This is a genomic window from Luteibacter aegosomaticola (assembly GCF_023078475.1).
Lineage (GTDB): Bacteria > Pseudomonadota > Gammaproteobacteria > Xanthomonadales > Rhodanobacteraceae > Luteibacter > Luteibacter aegosomaticola.
Genome location: NZ_CP095741.1, coordinates 2,657,265 through 2,674,668 on the forward strand (window position 1 = coordinate 2,657,265; position 17,404 = coordinate 2,674,668).

Annotated in this window: 16 protein-coding genes; 10 read left to right on the forward strand and 6 right to left on the reverse strand. The window is 64.9% G+C overall.

Going from position 1 to position 17,404, the window contains the following annotated elements:
- Positions 1–18: 18 nt before the first annotated feature.
- The 5 genes from L2Y96_RS11600 to L2Y96_RS11620 all read right to left on the reverse strand — a co-directional run bounded on the left by L2Y96_RS11600 (position 19) and on the right by L2Y96_RS11620 (position 7,572).
- On the reverse strand, positions 19–723 hold the full coding sequence (locus L2Y96_RS11600; RefSeq protein WP_247325702.1) for a YkgJ family cysteine cluster protein: 705 nt from the start codon (positions 721–723) through the stop codon (positions 19–21).
- Positions 724–799: 76 nt separating this feature from the next.
- Positions 800–4,228 carry a response regulator gene (locus L2Y96_RS11605; RefSeq protein WP_247325704.1) on the reverse strand — a complete coding sequence of 1,143 codons (3,429 nt, stop codon included), beginning with the start codon at positions 4,226–4,228 and terminating at the stop codon, positions 800–802.
- 89 nt (positions 4,229–4,317) lie between these two features.
- Positions 4,318–5,307 carry an SGNH/GDSL hydrolase family protein gene (locus L2Y96_RS11610; protein WP_247325706.1) on the reverse strand — a complete coding sequence of 330 codons (990 nt, stop codon included), beginning with the start codon at positions 5,305–5,307 and terminating at the stop codon, positions 4,318–4,320.
- A gap of 18 nt (positions 5,308–5,325) precedes the next feature.
- On the reverse strand, positions 5,326–6,720 hold the full coding sequence (locus L2Y96_RS11615; protein ID WP_247325708.1) for a thiol-activated cytolysin family protein: 1,395 nt from the start codon (positions 6,718–6,720) through the stop codon (positions 5,326–5,328).
- A 183-nt stretch (positions 6,721–6,903) separates the two neighbouring features.
- Entirely contained in the window at positions 6,904–7,572 is a 669-nt protein-coding gene (locus tag L2Y96_RS11620; RefSeq protein ID WP_247325710.1) for a TetR/AcrR family transcriptional regulator, read from the reverse strand.
- Positions 7,573–7,642: 70 nt separating this feature from the next.
- Between L2Y96_RS11620 and L2Y96_RS11625 the strand changes: the two genes are divergently transcribed.
- Entirely contained in the window at positions 7,643–8,773 is a 1,131-nt protein-coding gene (locus L2Y96_RS11625; protein ID WP_247325712.1) for an FAD-dependent oxidoreductase, read from the forward strand.
- On the opposite strand, the gene L2Y96_RS11630 is transcribed toward L2Y96_RS11625, so the two are convergent.
- Positions 8,760–9,662 (reverse strand): LysR family transcriptional regulator, encoded by a 903-nt coding sequence (locus L2Y96_RS11630; RefSeq protein WP_247325713.1) that lies wholly within the window; start codon positions 9,660–9,662, stop codon positions 8,760–8,762. The two genes, L2Y96_RS11625 and L2Y96_RS11630, sit on opposite strands and share 14 nt — an antisense overlap.
- Before the next feature lie 99 nt (positions 9,663–9,761).
- Here L2Y96_RS11630 and L2Y96_RS11635 point away from each other — a divergent pair, with 99 nt between their 5' ends.
- The 9 genes from L2Y96_RS11635 to L2Y96_RS11675 all read left to right on the forward strand — a co-directional run bounded on the left by L2Y96_RS11635 (position 9,762) and on the right by L2Y96_RS11675 (position 17,053).
- On the forward strand, positions 9,762–9,950 hold the full coding sequence (locus L2Y96_RS11635) for an alpha/beta fold hydrolase (protein WP_247325715.1): 189 nt from the start codon (positions 9,762–9,764) through the stop codon (positions 9,948–9,950).
- Positions 9,947–10,603 (forward strand): HD domain-containing protein, encoded by a 657-nt coding sequence (locus L2Y96_RS11640; protein WP_247325716.1) that lies wholly within the window; start codon positions 9,947–9,949, stop codon positions 10,601–10,603. The genes L2Y96_RS11635 and L2Y96_RS11640 overlap by 4 nt, the downstream gene beginning before the upstream one ends.
- A 55-nt stretch (positions 10,604–10,658) precedes the next feature.
- Positions 10,659–11,675: an LLM class flavin-dependent oxidoreductase gene (locus L2Y96_RS11645; RefSeq protein WP_247325717.1), complete on the forward strand. Its 1,017-nt coding sequence runs from the start codon at positions 10,659–10,661 to the stop codon at positions 11,673–11,675.
- Positions 11,676–11,879: 204 nt separating this feature from the next.
- Positions 11,880–12,632 (forward strand): c-type cytochrome, encoded by a 753-nt coding sequence (locus tag L2Y96_RS11650; protein ID WP_247325718.1) that lies wholly within the window; start codon positions 11,880–11,882, stop codon positions 12,630–12,632.
- Between the two features lie 14 nt (positions 12,633–12,646).
- A complete protein-coding gene (locus L2Y96_RS11655) occupies positions 12,647–13,885 on the forward strand; it encodes a cytochrome c (protein WP_247325719.1) in 1,239 nt (412 codons plus the stop codon).
- Positions 13,886–13,896: 11 nt separating this feature from the next.
- A complete protein-coding gene (locus L2Y96_RS11660) occupies positions 13,897–14,070 on the forward strand; it encodes a hypothetical protein (protein ID WP_247325720.1) in 174 nt (57 codons plus the stop codon).
- A gap of 10 nt (positions 14,071–14,080) precedes the next feature.
- Positions 14,081–14,647 carry a cupredoxin domain-containing protein gene (locus tag L2Y96_RS11665; RefSeq protein ID WP_247325721.1) on the forward strand — a complete coding sequence of 189 codons (567 nt, stop codon included), beginning with the start codon at positions 14,081–14,083 and terminating at the stop codon, positions 14,645–14,647.
- Positions 14,637–16,262 carry a b(o/a)3-type cytochrome-c oxidase subunit 1 gene (locus L2Y96_RS11670; protein WP_247325722.1) on the forward strand — a complete coding sequence of 542 codons (1,626 nt, stop codon included), beginning with the start codon at positions 14,637–14,639 and terminating at the stop codon, positions 16,260–16,262. Before L2Y96_RS11665 ends, L2Y96_RS11670 begins: the two co-directional genes overlap by 11 nt.
- Positions 16,259–17,053: a c-type cytochrome gene (locus tag L2Y96_RS11675; RefSeq protein WP_247325724.1), complete on the forward strand. Its 795-nt coding sequence runs from the start codon at positions 16,259–16,261 to the stop codon at positions 17,051–17,053. Before L2Y96_RS11670 ends, L2Y96_RS11675 begins: the two co-directional genes overlap by 4 nt.
- Positions 17,054–17,404 lie beyond the last annotated feature (351 nt).

Sequence of the window (17,404 nt, forward strand, 5' to 3'; positions counted from 1 at the left end):
CGTGGCAAGTGCTACGGGCTATTCCTCGCCCACCAGGCTCACGAAACGGCGATCGGCGCCTGCGAGATCCACCGCTTGTTGCGCTCGCGCGCCGGCGGATTCCAACAGCCACATGGTGCGCAGGCGATGGGAAACGAGCACCCAATCGCCATCATCCGTCGGCGGATTGGACGTTTCCGCCACCGCTTGCAGAACCTCGCGCAAACGAACCCGCCCGGGCGACCACGCCAGCAACCCCTCGTTGGACAGGCCGGCTTCGCGAATGCCAAGCAAGGTGCACAACCGGGCCCGGGCGCTCGCTTCGGCATAGTCATCCGCACGGCGGCGCACGACGGCACCAGCCACCTCCGGGTCCACCCAATGCCCCTCTTCATCCTGCAGGACCGCGCTGGCCTGCCACGCCTCGGGCGGGCAAAGCTTCAGCGACCGATCGACGGGAATGAAGGGGTTCACTTCGGCAGGGTAGACCCGGCACGCCGTCGGCCGGCGTTCGTAGATGCCGCAGCCCATGTCATCCCGCAGGTTGGGGCACGCTCCGGCAAACGTCGCGACCAGGCTGACGATGACCCTGACCGGCAGGTGGCCGCTTTGCGCCAGGAACGATCGCCTGCGCTTGTGCCACGCCGGGCCATTCTCGGCTGGCGGATCCTCGGGCCATGGGATCGCCTCGCAAAACACCTCGACATCCCCGCCGTCATCCAGCCAGGCCGCTGCTTCCGCCATGCTGAGCGGCAGGCGTAACCCGTGGCAACACCGGCCACACATCGTGCAGGAAAAATGCAGCGTCATGGCCTGCCGCTCAGCCCTTGTCCGTCAGCCAGACACGGATCAGCGAAAGCAGCTTGTCGACATCCAGCGGCTTCGCCACATAGTCGCTCGCGCCGGCCTGCATCACCTGCTGCTGGTCGTCAGGCATGGCCTTCGCGGTCAGCGCAATGATCGGCAACTTGTCCCAGCGGGCATCCTGGCGAATCCGCTGCATCGCGGTGATGCCATCCATCACCGGCATCATGATGTCCATGAGCACCAGCTCGAAGGCGCCCTGCCCGTCCCGGCCCGAGGTGGCCAGAAGATCCAGCGCCTCCTGGCCGTTGCGAGCGATGGTGACGAGACAACCATGCGGCTCCAGCACATTCATCAGCGCGAAGACATTCCGCACATCATCCTCGACAAGGAGGATCCGGCGGCCTTCGAGGACTGCATCGCGATGCAATGCGGCGCGGATCATGCCTTGTTGCGGCTCGGGCAGCTCACTCACCACCTGGTGCAGGAACAGCGAGACTTCGTCGAGCAGGCGCTCCGGCGACTTCGCTCCCTTGATGATGATCGAGCTCGAATAGCGCCGCAGGCGGTCCTCTTCCACGGGCGACAGCACGCGCCCGGTGTAAACGATCACCGGCGGGAAGGCGTGGCCCTCCTTGGCACTCAGCGTCTCGAGCAGTTCGAAACCGGACGCATCCGGCAACGACAGGTCGAGCACCATGCAATCGAAGGCTTGCGCCTGAAGGGCCGCGACACACTCGGCAGCCGTCCGCGCACCGACGGTTTCAACATCCGCCGTCGCAAGCAGGTGCCGGATCGCATCCAGCTGCACCGCATCGTCCTCAACCACCAGCACCCGGCGCGGCCGCTGCGAAAGACGAGCTTCAAGGGAATCGAGCGCCCCCGTCAGCGCATCGCGCGTCACCGGCTTGACCAGGTAGCCCACGGCGCCCAGCGAAAGGGCCGTGCGCGAATGATCGGCCGCGGAGACCACATGGATAGGGATATGTCGCGTGCGGACATCGTGCTTAAGGATATCGAGCACGTAGAGGCCCGACTGATCGGGCAAGCCCACGTCCAGGATGATCGCGTGCGGAAGCTGCTCCCGGGCCATGCTCAGGGCGTCCTGGGCCGTACGGGCGATGAGCGCGCGGAAGCCCATGTCGACCGCCTGGCCACTCACGATCTCGGCGAAGGTCGGATCGTCTTCGATCACGAGGATGAGACGCCCCTTGTCGCCCATCGGCGTGACGACGCTCGCTGGCGAGGGCGATGGCGTCGCCACGGGGCGCGGCGGTAGCGGTGCGCGTGGCGCGAGTGGTGCAGGCATCGGCGCCGGCGGCAACGGCACCGACGTGCCCACGAGCTTCGTGGCCACGGTCAGGATAAAGGTGCTGCCCTTGCCCGGCTCGCTATGCACGGTAATATCGCCACCCAGGCGGCGCGCGAGCTCAAGCGAAATCGACAACCCGAGACCGGTACCACCGTAGCGGCGGCTGATCGATCCATCGGCCTGCTGGAACGCCTCGAAGATCCGCGCCTGCTGGTCGGGTGCGATACCAATGCCGGTATCCGCCACGGTGAATGCCACCTGGCCACCGCGATCGGCACGCACGCCCAGGACCACGCCGCCGGCCTCGGTGAACTTCAGCGCGTTAGAAAGCAGGTTCTTCAGGACCTGCTCGATGCGCTGGCGATCCGTCTCGATGATCGGTGGGGTGCCCGGCTCCATCTTCACGCGGAACGACAAGCCCTTCTCCGACGCGATCGGCGATAGCAGGGCCGACAGGTCATCGAGGAGCGCCTCGGTGCGGACGGGCTCGCTGCGCACCTCGACATGGCCCGCTTCGATCTTCGACAGGTCGAGGATGTCGTTGATGAGCGAGAGCAGATCGGTGCCCGAGGTGTGGATCGTGCGGGCGAACTTCACCTGCTCCTCGGTGAGGTTGCCACCCGTATTGTCCGAGAGCAGCTTGGAGAGGATGAGCGCCGAGTTGAGCGGCGTGCGCAGCTCGTGCGACATGTTGGCAAGGAACTCGGACTTGTACTTGCTGGCCCGCTCGACTTCGCGCGCCTTGTGCTCGGTGGCAAGGTTCGCGGCGCGCAGCGCGTCACGCTGGCCCTCCAGCTGCTGCGACTGCTCCGACAGGTGCGCGTTGGTCTGTTCGAGCTCGGCCTGCTGTTCTTCCAGCTCGTGCTGCGACTCGCGCAGGGCACGGCTTTGCTCTTCCAGCTCCTCGTTCGAGACCCGCAACTCCTCCTGCTGGGTCTGCAAGGCTTCCGACTGGCGCTGGGTTTCCTCGAGAAGGCGGGTCAGTTCGGCGCGGTAGGCGGCGGAACGCAAGGCGATCGCGATGGCGGCCGAAGCCTGTTCAAGCAGGGTCACCACATCGTCATCGACCGGCTGGAAGAAGCCGAGCTCCACGACGCCCTGCGCCATGCCATCGGAGATACCGGGCGCGACGACGAGGTGACGCGGCGCGCCCTGCCCCAGGCCGGAGCCAATCGTGAAATAGCCTTCGGGAACATCGGTGACCACGATGACGCGGCTCTCGTCCACGGCGCGGCCAAGGAGGCTGCCTGCAGAGCGCAGGGTATCGCCTTCGCCATGCGCAGCCAGCCCCACCGCCCCTACGCGTTCAAAGCGGCCGTGGTTCGCAATAAATAACGCACCCGCTTCGGCGCCAACGAACCCCGCGAGGAAACCGAGGATCGCCTTGCCGAGTTCCGCAGCATCCTTATCGCCCGCCATCACGCCCGCGAGCTCAAGGCGACCCGCTTGCAGCCACGCCTCGCGCTCTCGGGCGGCCGCGTTCCTGCGGATCAGAACGGCGATGAAGATGGTCAAGGCAACGCCAAGCGCGGCGCTGGCGGCGCCGCTGGTCAGCGCCGTACCGTAAGCGGCTTCCATTTCAGCCAGGCGCTTGGCGCGCAGGTCGAACTCGACGGCGCGCATCGCGGCAAGGCGTGCACGGATGTCGTCCATCGAGGCCTTGCCGCGATCGGAGTTGACGACCGGTAGCGCGGCCTCGAGACCACGATCACGGCGAAGCTCGATCGTTTCCCGCAGCTCGGCCAGCTTGTCGTTGATGCGCACGCCCAGTTCGCGCAAGCGTGCCTGCTGGCCCGCGTCGGCTCCGAGCGAGCCGCGAATCGATTCCAGACGCGCCGGAATCATGCCGAGGGCGTTGCGGTAAGGGTCGAGGTAGCTGTCGTTGCCCGTGAGCAGATAGCCGCGCTGGCCGGTTTCCGCATCCTGGATGCTGGAGAGGATCTCGGCGAGCCCGGCCACGGTCTCCTGCGAGCGGATGACCAGGGCGTTGTCGTTACGGATGGTGCGGATATTTGCCCCGGCGACCAGGCCGCTGCAAACGAAGAAAACAATGACCAGGGCCAGGGCCAGCCACATCCGGGCATCTGCCCCGGCGCGCTTCGTGGGACGTCGGGACTTCGGCGGGAGCGTCATCGTGGCTCGGAGTGTGGTGGCAACTCCTTAGGCTACCACGCGACCGGTGGCACGCTACAGCGCGTGCCACCGGCGTTTGCGCCATGGAACTAGTTGTTGCCCTTCACCGTGAAGGCGGCGTCAGGCTTCTGGCTCAACGTGCCCAGTTCGAAGTGCTTGCGGATCTCGCTCGCCCAGATCTGAGCGATGACCTTGTACACCTCTTCGGTCGGGTGGGCCTCGTCGCTGGTCGTGGTGAGGAACGCGGCTGCCGCGTTCTTCGGTGCCGCCCCGTAACGCACCTCGATACCCTTCGGCTGCGCTCCCTTGGTGAAGCCATAGGCACCAAGGTTCTTGCACACGTGGTACATGGGCGTGAACAGATCGACCACCGCCGCCGGATTGGTTTTCGGAAAGTGGGCCTCGATTTCCTTCGCCAGCTCGTGGCCGAACTCGAACGAGCCCTTCGAGAAATCCACGATCTTGTCGGTGGCTTCCTTACCCATGAAGCGCACCGCATCCTGCGGGTCCGGCAGGTTGCCAAACAGGAACGCCGCATTGGGATCGAGCTTGATGATCTCCTGGCAGATCGCGCTGATCTGGTCCGCCACGGGCTTCATGTCCGTCGACTTACGCTCGTTGGTCACCAGGTCGTTGAGACCGAACCAGATCAGGTAGAGGCTGACGCCCGGCTCCGGTCCATACTTCTTCAGGTCGGCCTTGTAACGCTCGAACTGCTCCCGGAACGTCCCCAGGCCCACGCCATAGCGATCGGAACCGCCCATCGCGCCGCCCTCGGCGTAGTTCACGTAATAGACCGGGGCGCTATCCGGCGTACCCTGCCGGCTGTTCCTGCTCCAGCTCAGGTGCGGCAGCGCCGCCGCATCCGAGGTGGCCTTGTCCGTGACGATCAGCGGCTGGCCGCCGGCCCACTCCCAGATGAAGTCGGTCCAGTTGCGGTTGTCGCTATACCGGTTCACCTGGTTCGTGCGCATCAGGCCAAACAACGCGGCAAACGCGCCAGTGGCCGTATTACGCTTCACGCCGATATCCGACAGGCTATCGCCGAAGATGATGAGTCGCTTGATATTGGTTGTCATACCGATGCCTCCCACGCACTACTTCACATCGAACTTGCGGTTAAGGGTGGTGCCCCGGAACACGTAGGTCTTGTTGTTCGGACCTTCCAGCGCGACGTTCAGAATTTCACCCCACGGGTCCCACACCAGGCCTGTCTTGGCCCAGGCCTTCAGGCGCAGGTTCTGTGCATCGCCAGGCACATCGAGGGTGTACGACCAGCCGGCCGTCTTCTGCCCCGACTCCCACTTGCGATCGACGAGGTTGCCGTTCGCGTCGCCTTCCTTCCACGTCACCTCGGCCTTCGCGACGTAGCCGCCACTGTGTTCGAAGCGCACGAAGCCGTTGGGATAGCGAACGCACTGGGTCTCGGTGTAATCGGTGGGGAAACCCATCGTGGCGAAGCGGTTGTCCTTCAGGAAGGCAACCTGATAAGCGACGGGCAGGCCCGGATTGTCACGGCGGTACGTCGCGCCCTTCTGGATATAAGCGCGCAGACCGTTGATGGCATCCTCGGCACCACCTTTGAACACCTCGATGGCGGTTTCAGCGCCACCACCGATGGCAACGACGCTGAAGGTCGAGTTCTTGATGATCTCGGCGTACTTGCCGGACAAGCTGCCGCCCGCGGTGACGCCGCTCGACGTCGCCTGCTCGAAGGCGCCCTTGAGGTTCGACGACGTATCGACGGAGGACGTCTCCATCTTGATCATGAGCAGGCGGCCGTAATCGACGCTGCGCACGTACGCCGGCGGGTGCGCGCCATCGAAGGCCTGGCGTGCTTCGTTCTCGGACACCGCTTCGGCGAAGACCCCGGCCGCCGAGGCCGGGACGTCCATCGTCACGGTGTAGAACACCTGCTTGAAATAGGCGACCACGACCGAGCGCTCGATATTGCTGGTGGTGTTGAGCTGCGACGAGACGTTGCCACCCGCCCATTTCGCGCTGAAGCCGAGGTCGAGCGCAGTCTGCTGCGACGAGAACGACTGCGTGATCTGCATGAACGAGCGCGCCGCATTGACGTAGCCCTCGCGGCTGGCGCCCTGGTTCCACTCCTCCAGCGCGGCGTTGACGTAGTCCTGAACAGCTGAGCCCGTAGGTACCACGGTCTTGTGTGCGTTGGGCAAGCCAGGCAGGTCGATCGACAGCACGCAGCTGTTGCGCGCCAGCGCCAGCGGCGTCGGGTGGCCTTCCATCAAGTCTTCATCGGCAAGCACGAGCGCGCCGGGAAAGATCACGCCAGCGGAGGGGCTGAGGATCGCGACCTCGGACAGGTTCTTCTTCAGGCTCGTCTTCGTCTTGGTGCAGATCACCACCGCATTCGACTGCGTGGTGCGCTCTTTGAGCGGCACGGCCTGCGTGGCGCCATCGGCCACGACACTCAGCAGCACCCTGGGGTCGTACGAAAGGCCGGCGATATAGTCACCGATACTCATGGGGAATTCCTTGACGTTGCGCGGATAGAAGTCCACTGGGTGTCCTGCCCCTTGCGGCCGTTTCCCCAATGAACGGATACAGGTGCGCTCTGCGCGCCCTGGTAGGCACTATCGCGATCGCGATGGATTCACCGTATCGGGAAAATCCCGATTTTCAGGGTCTGGATTCCCGACCCGTACGCTCTAGCCGCGCATCCCCTTGAGGATCAGGTCGATACCCGCGAGGAAGTCAGCGCGGTCGTCGTGCGTGGCGAGCTGGCCGGCCACGCTGCGTGCGAAGGGAAACGTGTCGGCATCCAGTTGCTCCCACGCCTCGGCCATACCGCCGAGAAACGCCTCCCTGTCGAGTTCGTGCGCCACGGCGTAGTGGCGATTGGCAGCGTTCTGCCCGCCCACACCGAGGATGTAGCTCAACAATGCATTCGCGGAGCCCCAGCGCGCCTTCGACGGCACACCGAGTGCCGTGACCTGCTGGCCGATGCGCTCGAAGATACGCACGGTAGGCATGTCACCCGGTGCACGCGCCAGGACGGCGCCGACCCATGGATGCTCATCCATGGTGTCGAACAAGCCAAGGGCCATGGCGCGGATACGGCTTTCCGGCGTCTTGCCGGATGCCCCGTTCTCCAGAGCGGCGGCGACCACGGCGTCGCTCGCCGCGGATAGTAGGTCCTGCTTGTCTTTCACATGCCAGTAAATGGCGCCCGCACCCGTGGCAAGCCGCTCGGAGAGCGCACGGAAGGTGAGCCCCGCCTCACCACTGGCATCCAGCAGCGCCGTGGCGGCCTCGATGATCCGCTCACGCGTCAGTGAGTCTTCCCGGCGTACGGGGGTGCGGGTGGGCTTGGGCATGGCGGCATATTGACACAAGTGGAACGCCGTTCCAAGATCAATGGAACGCCATTCCACAAGAGCCCCACTCATGACCCCACCGATCGCCATCATCGGCGCCGGCCTTGGCGGCTTGATGCTTGCCCGCGTCTTGCACGTGCACGGCATTCCCGCGACCGTCTACGAAGCGGATGCCTCCGCCTCGGCCCGCCCCCAGGGTGGCATGCTCGATATCCACGAGCGCGACGGGCAAGTGGCGCTCAAGGCTGCGGGCCTTTACGAGCCCTTCCTGAAGCTGATCCACCCCGGCGGCGAAGCGACGCGCGTCCTCGACATGGCGGGCAACCTGCTGTTCGCCCAGGCCGATGACGGCACCGGTGGGCGCCCCGAAGTCCCGCGCGGCGCGTTGCGTGACATGCTCATCGACGCACTTCCCGCTGGCACCATCGCCTGGGGCAAGAAGCTCGTGAGCGCGTCGCCACAAGGCCATGGCCGGCACACCGTGACGTTCACCGACGGGACGCAGGCAGACGTCGCGCTGCTCGTCGGCGCGGATGGTGCGTGGTCGAAAGTGCGTCCGCTGCTTTCAGAAGCACGGCCAGCCTATGCCGGGCTCGCGTTCGTCGAGACTTACCTGCACGACGCCGATGCACGCCAGCCGGCGAGCGCGCATGCCGTGGGTGGTGGTGGCATGTTTGCGGTGGCCCCGGGCAAAGGCATCATGGCCCACCGTGAGCCCGATAGCGTGCTGCACGCTTACATCGCGCTGCAACGCCCCGAGGCGTGGTTCGAAGCGATCGACTTTGCGGATACGGCGGCCGCGCGGACACGCGTGGCAGCGGAGTTCGAAGGCTGGCACGAAAGCCTGCTCGCACTGATTACAGCAAGCCAGGGTACCCCCATCCTCCGCCCGATCCACGCCCTTCCGCCTGGCAGCCGCTGGCCTCGCACGCCTGGCGTCACCCTAGTCGGTGACGCGGCACACCTGATGCCTCCGTCGGGCGAGGGTGCCAACCTCGCGATGATCGACGGCGCCGAGCTCGCACTCGCGCTCGCCAGCCACTCCGGTGATGTCGAAGCGGCGATCGCGGCCTACGAGGAAACCATGTTCCAGCGCAGTGCCGCCGCGGCCACCGATGCCGACCAGCTGCTCCGCACACTCTTCGGGCCGGACTCGCCGCAAAGCCTGATCGGCATGTTCAGCGCGTTCAGTCCCAACTGAATGGCTCGGTCAGCGCGGCGACGAGATGATCGACGAAGGCCCGCACGGTCCGCGGCAGGTAGGCGCGCGTGGCATAGACTAGGCTGATATCCAGGCTATCCGCCGCGTAACCAGGCAGTAGCGTGACGAGTTCGCCACGCTGGACCGCCGGGCCAAGGATGAAGCTCGGACCGAAGACGAGACCTGCGCCGGCGACAGCCGCGGCGGCGAGCATCTGCACGTTGTCTGCCGCCAGGCGTGTCACACCTTCGATGCGATGTGCCGTGCCATCGGCATCGCGCAGCGTCCAGTCAGCCGGCGATACGGCTTCGCTGAAGGCCAGCATCGGCAGGCCGGTGAGATCGGCGGGCGTACTGATAGCCCCCTGTGTGGCAAGAAACCGTGGCGCCGCGCACAACACCATGCGGCATGCGCCAAGACGGCGCGCGACCAACGACGAATTCGCCAGCTTGCCGATCCGGATAGCGATATCCACGGTGTCGCTGCGCACATCCTGGTAACGGTCGTCGAGGCTGACCTGCAACGCCACACCGGGATAACGGGCAAGGAACGAGGCCACGACCGGCCCCATGTGCAAGGCGCCGAACGTCACCGGCGCCGTCACCCGCAAGGTGCCGGAAATCACATCGGTATGCGCCCGCGCCTCATCGTCCGCCTCGCGCACCTCGCCAAGGATGCGTCGGCAGCGCTCGAGGTAGCGCTCACCTTCCGGGGTCAACGCCAGTTGCCGCGTCGATCGCCGCAACAGGGACACGCCCAGGGCCGATTCAAGCGCCGCCAGGTGCTTGCTGGCGTGCGACGGCGTCATCTCGTGGAGGCGCGCCGCGCCGGCGATGCTGCCGGTCCGCGCTGCGGCCTCGAACACGGCCATGCAAGTCAAGCGATCCATTCCGTCCCTTCTCGACCGAGTCTCGGTCACGTGATGCCACTAATCGTAGCGGCGTGCCGTCCATAGCATAGGAGAACCTTTCCGCCGGGACAGTCCTCCATGTCGAACCCAACCCAGCTACGCCCAATGCTCCATGCGCTGAAACAGGCAGCCGCGGAGCTGCCCGCCGCCAAGCTCAAGGTCCTGCCGGGACGCGGCCACCTGTTGCCGCTCGAGGCGCCCGCGGATGTGGCGGCGCACATCGCAGCGTGGCTGGCTATCCAGCACGGATCGAGGATCAGCGCATGAACGTACCTATCACCCTTGCGGGCATCACGGCACCCGATTCCGCCCACACGCGCAAGGCGGCCGATCTTGTCGCGCGCGTCCACAACCGCGAGATGCTCAACCACGTGCATCGCTCCTGGTGGTTTGCTGAATTCCTGGGGCGAAAGCGTGGCCTGAAATACGATCGGGAGGTGGTGTATCTCGCGGCGATCATGCACGACCTCGGCCTTACCGAAGCGTATGCCGCGGACAAGCGTTTCGAGGTGGACGGCGCGGACGCCGCGCGCGGGATCCTCCTGGCGGATGGCTACGCCGAAACGCGCGCCCAGACCGTGTGGGATGCTATCGCGCTCCACTCGAGCATCGGCATCGCCGGATACAAAGAGCCCGAGATTGCCCTGGTCCACATGGGTTCGCACCTGGATGTGCTGGGCTTCCATTACGACGAACTTACGCCCCAGGTGATCGACGATACCTTGCAGCTGTACCCGCGCGTGGGCTTCCCCGCCGCGTTCCAGGCGGCACTGGCCGAGGTGGTCCGCAAGAAGCCCATGCTGGCCGCCGGTACGGGACTGGTTGATATCGGCCACCGGCATGTACCTGGCTTCACACTACCCAATGGCTGTGACCTTCTGGAGAACACTGTGTTCGAAACGAGGCACGTCCACGCTTAGCCGGGCACCCGCAACGCGGCGTTATCATGGCCTCTGTTGAGCAGAGGCCTGCCCCATGAAACGCATTGGTTTCCTTTCCTTCGGCCATTGGACCGACTCGCCGCATTCCGCCACGCGCACTGCCACGGATGTCTTGCAGCAATCCATCGACCTGGCCGTGGCCGCGGAAGAGGTCGGCGCGGACGGTGCGTATTTCCGGGTCCACCACTTTGCGAACCAGCTTTCGTCGCCGTTCCCGTTATTGTCCGCGATCGGCGCACTGACCAGGCGCATCGAGATCGGTACCGGCGTGATCGATATGCGCTACGAGAACCCGCATTACATGCTGGAGACGGCAGGCGCGGCCGACCTCATCAGCGGCGGCCGCTTGCAGTTGGGCATCAGCCGGGGCTCGCCGGAACAAGTGATCGAGGGCTGGCGGCACTTCGGCTACGCGCCTGCCGATGGTGAAACGGACGCCGACCTGGGCCGCCGCCACGCGGAGGTGTTCCTGCAATTGCTCGAGGGCAACGGTTTCGCACAGCCGAACCCCCATCCCATGTTTCCCAACCCGCCCGGCCTGCTCCGGCCTGAGCCGCATGCGCCCGGCCTGCGAGATCGCATCTGGTGGGGTTCGGCCTCCAATGCCACCGCGGCATGGGCCGCGAAGATGGGCATGAACCTGCAAAGCTCCACGCTCAAGGCCAACGAAACGAACGAGCCGCTGCATGTGCAGCAGGCGAAGCAGATGCGCGTGTACCGGGACGCCTGGGCGGAAGCCGGCCACGCGCGCGAACCGCGTATCTCGGTGCTACGTTCGATCTTCCCGCTCATGAACGATACGGACCGCGCTTACTTCGGCCGTAGCAAGAGCAACGACCAGGTGGGCTTCATCGACAACATGGAGGCCGTGTTCGGACGGACGTATGCCGCCGAACCCGAGCAACTCGTTGCCGAGCTGGCGGCCGACCAGGCGATCGCCGACGCCGACACACTCCTGCTCGCGGTGCCCAACCAGCTGGGCGTCGATTACAACGTGCACCTGATCGAATCGATCCTCAAGCACGTCGCGCCGGCACTCGGCTGGCGCTGAATCTGATCTCGCGCAGGTTCGCCAGACCACATTGCCCCTTGCAGTAATTCTACTTACGCAAGGGGCAACGAAAGCGCGGTAATGTCATCGCGCACGATCGTTACACGCAAGACCGCCCACAGAGTCGAAACGTACAACTAGGGTTGTCATGGGGAGGACAGGCCGAGTGCCTGTCCGGGTCGTCTGGACGATGTGGTCTGACTGATGAATTCAAGCTGCCGTGCCATGGGCCTGCCACGCGTGGGCCGCCGGGTCACTGCCTGCCTGCTGGCCATCGTGCTGGGTGCAGCATCCATGCCGCTCGCCGCGCAGACGGCGAGTACGGTGACACTTCCCGACAGCACCGCTTCGCGCGTGCTCGCCTGCAGCAGTTGCCACGGGAAGCAGGGCGAAGGTAGCAAGGACGATTACTTCCCCAGGCTGGCGGGCAAGCCCGCCGGTTACCTGTACAACCAGCTCGTCGCTTTTCGCGATGGTAAGCGTAAATACGCGCCCATGAATTACCTGCTGGAGTACCTGCCGGACGCTTACCTGCAGGAGATGGCGCAGTACTTTGCGACCCAGCGAACGCCCTTCCCCAACCTGCCCAGGCCGAACGTCACGCCCCAGGTACTGGCACTCGGTGAGACACTCGCGCTGAAAGGCGATGCTTCGAGGAACATCCCCGCTTGCACGGCGTGCCACGGTGCCTCGCTGACGGGCATCTCGCCGGATATTCCCGGCTTGCTCGGGCTGCATGCGAAGTACATCAGCGCGCAGCTGGGCGCCTCACGCTTTGGTGCGCGCGTGACCGACAGCCCCAATTGCATGCAGAAGATCACCGTCCGGCTCTCCGATGCCGACATCACTGCGGTAGCCGCATGGCTCTCTGCGCAGCCGGCTCCGCTCAACCCGGCGCCCGCGACCGAGGGCTCGCTCCCGCTCGCGCTGACCTGCGAACAGGGGCACGCGCGATGAAGAGGATGGGCTCGGTGACTCGCTTAGCCTGGCTGGCCCTATCGCTGCTGGTGGCCGCGCTGCCGTGCCACGCACAAGATGCAGCGACCCTCGCACGCGGCGAGTACCTTGCCCGCGCATCGGACTGCATCGCGTGCCATACCGACCCCGGCGGCAAGCCGTTCGCGGGCGGCCGGCCCATGCTCACCCCGTTCGGCACGCTGTATTCGCCGAACATTTCCCCCGACCGTGACACAGGCATCGGCACCTGGAGTGCGGACGATTTCTACAAAATGATGCACACGGGTCGCTCGCGGACTGGCGAACTGCTCTACCCCGCCATGCCATTCGCCGCGTATACACGGATGACGCGCGCGGACGTCGACGCCATCTATGCGTACCTGCGTTCGGTACCCCCGGTACGCAAGCCGAGTCCCGCGCAGGCGCTGCGGTTTCCCTATAACGATCGCAAACTCCTGCTGGGCTGGCGAACCCTGTATTTCGACGAGGGCGAGTACAAGCCCAATACCGCGAAGTCCGTGGAGTGGAACCGCGGTGCGTACCTCGTCGAGGGCCCTGGCCACTGCTCCCTGTGCCATACGCCCATCAACTCGCTGGGTGGCAGTTCGAAAGACGCCGCCTACCAGGGTGGCCTGATCCCCATGCAAGACTGGTACGCCCCGTCGCTCACCTCGAATCGCGAGGCCGGGCTGGGCGAGTGGAGCCTGGGTGAAATCTCCGACCTTCTCCAGTCCGGCGTGTCGACGCGCGGCGCCGTCTACGGCCCGATGGCCGAGGTCGTGCACAACAGCCTGCAATACCTCTCTGACGCGGATATCCGTGCAATGGCCGTCTACCTGAAGGACCTGCCATCCACGGCTGGAAACAACAACACTGCACCGCCGCCATCCCATGCCCAGGACGCCGCCACGCTGCGCCTGGCGCCACTCGGCAAGAAGATTTACGGCGAACAGTGCGCCGTATGCCACGGGGCGCACGGTGAGGGACGGGGCAGCGACTTCCCACCATTGGCCGGCAACCCATCCATCGCCATGGACTCACCGGTGAACCCGATACGCATGGTGCTGAACGGCGGCTACCCGCCGGGCACGCAACGCAACCCGCGCCCCTACGGCATGCCGCCCTTCGCGCAGGAACTCTCCGACGTCGAAGTCGCCGCCGTCGTCACGTACATCCGCACCGCCTGGGACAACCGCGGCACGCCCGTGACGGATCGTGATGTGAACAAGCTGCGCTCCGCACCGCTCGATTAACGGTACACGCCATGGCCAACCACGAACCCAGCCCACCCACCGAGGAAGACCAGCGCGTCGACGAGATCGTGCGTAGCGGGCCGAAAGGCGCGCTCGCGGTCGCCGGCATCGCCGTGGCCATCGTCATCGCCATGTGGTTCCTCTTCTATTTCCTGGCCTTCCTCCCCCGCGGCGTCATCCACTAAACGGTGCCCCATGGTCCAACCCGCCTCCGAGTTGCACGGTTCCGCCGACGTCGCCGCGCGCATAGAGCGGCGCTGGGGATTCGCCATGCTGGGCATCGTCAGCGTGCTCGTGGCAATTACCATCTTCATGGGCTTAAGCACCGCCATGATGCCGCCCTCCCGTGTCGAGACGATCGACCCCACCACGCTTCACGTCTCTGGTGAGTTCGCCGAAGCCAACCTGGGAAGCGTCTATGAGCCAGATGGCTCGGTGACTGTCCACGTGATCGGCCAGCAGTACTCGTTCACACCGCAATGCATCGTGGTGCCCGCCGAAACACCCGTCACGTTCCGGGTCACCAGCGCCGACGTGATCCACGGCATGCTGGTCACGGGCACCAATATCAACGCCATGGTGGAGCCCGGCTTCATCGCGACCTTCAAGACCTCGTTCGACGCGCCGGGCGACCACCTGATGCCCTGCCACGAATTCTGCGGCACGGGACACGAAGGCATGTGGGCCAACGTCAGGGTCGTCGACAAGAACGCCTTCACCCGGTTGACCAGCCACGCAAGGAGGGCAACCTGTGATCTATAACAAGCGCCTCGTCCTCGCCCATTTCTGGCTCGCCTTCGCGGTCTTCGGCGCGGCGATCCTGCTGGGCGAGTGGCAGATGTTCATTCGCAGCCCCTTGCACGGCTGGCTGCGCAATGCCGACCTCTACTACCGTTCGGTGACGGCGCACGGCACCGTCATGGGCTACGTGTTCCCCACCCTGGTCGCCATGGGCTTCGGTTATGCCTTCAGCGAGCTGGCGCTGAGGCAGCCGCTGATCGGTACGCGATGGGCATGGGCGGGCTTCTACCTGATCATCGTCGGCACGTTGGGCGCCGCCATACCGGTGGGGCTCGGCCTCGATTCCGTGCTGTATACGTTCTATCCACCCATGGTGGGACACGCGTCCTATTACATCGGCGTCGTACTGGTGGTGGTGGGCTCGTGGATCTGGGTGGCGCTGATGGGCGTCAACCTCTACGCCTGGAAGCGCGCGCACCGAGGGGCTCCCGTCCCCCTGGCCATGTTCGCCACCGTAGCCGGGGCGTACCTGTGGGCGTGGACGGCCGTGGGCGCCGCGCTCGAATTGCTGTTCCAGCTGATTCCGGTGGCGCTCGGCTGGTCGTCAAGCATCAATGCCGGCCTCGCACGCGTGCTGTTTTCATGGACGTTGCACGCCATCGTCTACTTCTGGCTGATGCCGGCCTATATCGCGTTTTACACGATCGTCCCCCGCGCGATTGGCGGGCGCCTGTACAGCGACACCATGGCGCGAATTTCATTCGCTCTGTTCCTGGTATTCGCCATGCCGATCGGCATCCACCACCTGTTTGCCGACCCGCAGGTGGGCGCCGGTTTCAAGTTCCTGCATTCGGTATTCACGGCGATGGTGTCCGTGCCGACGTTATTGACGGTCTTCACCATCTGCGCGTCGGTCGAGATCGCCTCGCGCCTGCGCGGCGGCAAGGGCGCGTTCGGCTGGGTAAAGGCCCTGCCCTGGGATAACCCCCAGATGCTGGCGTTGGCATTGTCGTTCGTGATGCTCGGCTTCGGCGGTGCCGGTGGCTTGATCAACATGAGCTACCAGCTCAACTCCACCATCCACAACACGCAATGGGTCACCGCGCATTTCCACCTGATCTTTGCCGGCGCGATCGTGATCATGTACTTCGCCATTGCCTACGATCTGTGGCCGCACCTCACTGGCAGGGCCATGGGCAGCCTGCGCCTGATCCGCACGCAACTCTGGCTGTGGTTCATCGGCATGATCGTCCTGACCTTCCCCTGGCACTATGCGGGCCTGCTCGGCATGCCGCGGCGCATGGCGTTCTACGACTACACGGCACCTGGCGGCGATACGGAAGCGCTGACCGTAATCATGTCCGTCGTGGGCGGCGCCATTCTCGTCGTCTCCGCCGCGATCTTCCTTACCGTGCTTTGGCGCAACCACCGCGCGCCGCAGATCGCGCCCGAGCCTTACACCTTCAGCAAGCCCGTCCACGAGCCAGCCAACCTGCCCTGGGCATTGAACGGCCTGGGTTTGTGGGTGGGCCTGATGATCGCACTGACCCTCACCAACTACGGCTTCCCCATCGCCCAGCTCATGCGCTTGCATGAGGCTCAGGTGCCCGCGGTGTACGTGGGAGGCAAGCCATGAGCCCGGGTTCACGTCGCGCGCTGCTGCGGAGCCGGTGGTTTACCGTAAGCGTCGGCGGGACGTTCGCGCTCCTCGTGTTCTCCGTCTTCGTTGGCTTCGTATGGCTGCCGTCCGCGCAAAATGATGCGCTGTTCAAGGGACTGTGGAACGCCTTTTGCGGGGCTGCGGGCGTCCCGAAGGGCTGGCTCGTGCCTACGGCACCGCCACCGCCCCCATCGCACCCGACCTCCGCCGTGGTCCTTACGCCCGACCTCGACAACCGTGCTGCGGACGGCAGCGTGGGCCGCGGCGGCACGCTCGCGCTCAAGTGCACCATGTGCCATGGCACGCGAGGCGTCAGTTCAGCAGACATACCGAGCCTCGCCGGTGAAGGTGCCGCCGCGGTCTTCAAGCAGCTGAAGGACTTTCAGGCAGGTATCCGCATCAGTGCCGTCATGCGCCCACTGGTGATGGACCTCAGCGACCAGGATATGCGCGACCTTTCCGCATTTTACGCGTCGCTACCCGCACCGGCCTCGCGCGACCTTGCGTCGGCACCGGATATCATCGCCGTGGGTGCGCCCATGCGAAACATCCCGCCATGCGGAGCATGCCACGGCGCGATGACCACGAAGCTCGGCACGCCAGGACTTGATGCACAACCGCGCGCCTACCTGAAGGCGCAACTTGCGGCATTCGCCCATGGCACACGCCAGAACGATATCAGCGGGCAAATGCGTAACGTGGCGAGGAACATGACCGAGGCGGAAATGGATGCTGCTGCGGATTACTACGCTGGCATCCGGCCGTAAGCATGCTACCCCGGCCGGATGAGTTAACAGGTCGTTAATCGCGTTCAGCTTGATCTCCTAACGCGCTGCGACAAAGCAACGGCCATCATCCCGCAACAACGGGGATCGCGATCATGTGCGACGCAACGAAACCAACTCGGGCATGAATCGATCGTTATGCATGCGTGCACAGCATGAAGATGCACACTCACTGAATCATCACGTATATCGCTTATATCCGACTACGGATATGTATTTTATTGATGCGTGTCGCAGAACACTCGCGCATCGCTACCGGACGCACGCCGTGCGCGTCTAAGCTCGAACACGTAGCACGTGAGTCGACGGATCGCGACGGCATTTGTCCGACAA

What these genes read in the sequence shown, in the direction of transcription:
- L2Y96_RS11600 (WP_247325702.1), bottom strand. Translation starts at nt 723, where the DNA reads ATGGCGGAAGCAGCGGCCTGGCTGGATGACGGCGGGGATGTCGAGGTG.
- L2Y96_RS11605 (WP_247325704.1), bottom strand. Translation starts at nt 4,228, where the DNA reads ATGACGCTCCCGCCGAAGTCCCGACGTCCCACGAAGCGCGCCGGGGCA.
- L2Y96_RS11610 (WP_247325706.1), bottom strand. Translation starts at nt 5,307, where the DNA reads ATGACAACCAATATCAAGCGACTCATCATCTTCGGCGATAGCCTGTCG.
- L2Y96_RS11615 (WP_247325708.1), bottom strand. Translation starts at nt 6,720, where the DNA reads ATGAGTATCGGTGACTATATCGCCGGCCTTTCGTACGACCCCAGGGTG.
- L2Y96_RS11620 (WP_247325710.1), bottom strand. Translation starts at nt 7,572, where the DNA reads ATGCCCAAGCCCACCCGCACCCCCGTACGCCGGGAAGACTCACTGACG.
- L2Y96_RS11625 (WP_247325712.1), top strand. Translation starts at nt 7,643, where the DNA reads ATGACCCCACCGATCGCCATCATCGGCGCCGGCCTTGGCGGCTTGATG.
- L2Y96_RS11630 (WP_247325713.1), bottom strand. Translation starts at nt 9,662, where the DNA reads ATGGATCGCTTGACTTGCATGGCCGTGTTCGAGGCCGCAGCGCGGACC.
- L2Y96_RS11635 (WP_247325715.1), top strand. Translation starts at nt 9,762, where the DNA reads ATGTCGAACCCAACCCAGCTACGCCCAATGCTCCATGCGCTGAAACAG.
- L2Y96_RS11640 (WP_247325716.1), top strand. Translation starts at nt 9,947, where the DNA reads ATGAACGTACCTATCACCCTTGCGGGCATCACGGCACCCGATTCCGCC.
- L2Y96_RS11645 (WP_247325717.1), top strand. Translation starts at nt 10,659, where the DNA reads ATGAAACGCATTGGTTTCCTTTCCTTCGGCCATTGGACCGACTCGCCG.
- L2Y96_RS11650 (WP_247325718.1), top strand. Translation starts at nt 11,880, where the DNA reads ATGAATTCAAGCTGCCGTGCCATGGGCCTGCCACGCGTGGGCCGCCGG.
- L2Y96_RS11660 (WP_247325720.1), top strand. Translation starts at nt 13,897, where the DNA reads ATGGCCAACCACGAACCCAGCCCACCCACCGAGGAAGACCAGCGCGTC.
- L2Y96_RS11665 (WP_247325721.1), top strand. Translation starts at nt 14,081, where the DNA reads ATGGTCCAACCCGCCTCCGAGTTGCACGGTTCCGCCGACGTCGCCGCG.
- L2Y96_RS11675 (WP_247325724.1), top strand. Translation starts at nt 16,259, where the DNA reads ATGAGCCCGGGTTCACGTCGCGCGCTGCTGCGGAGCCGGTGGTTTACC.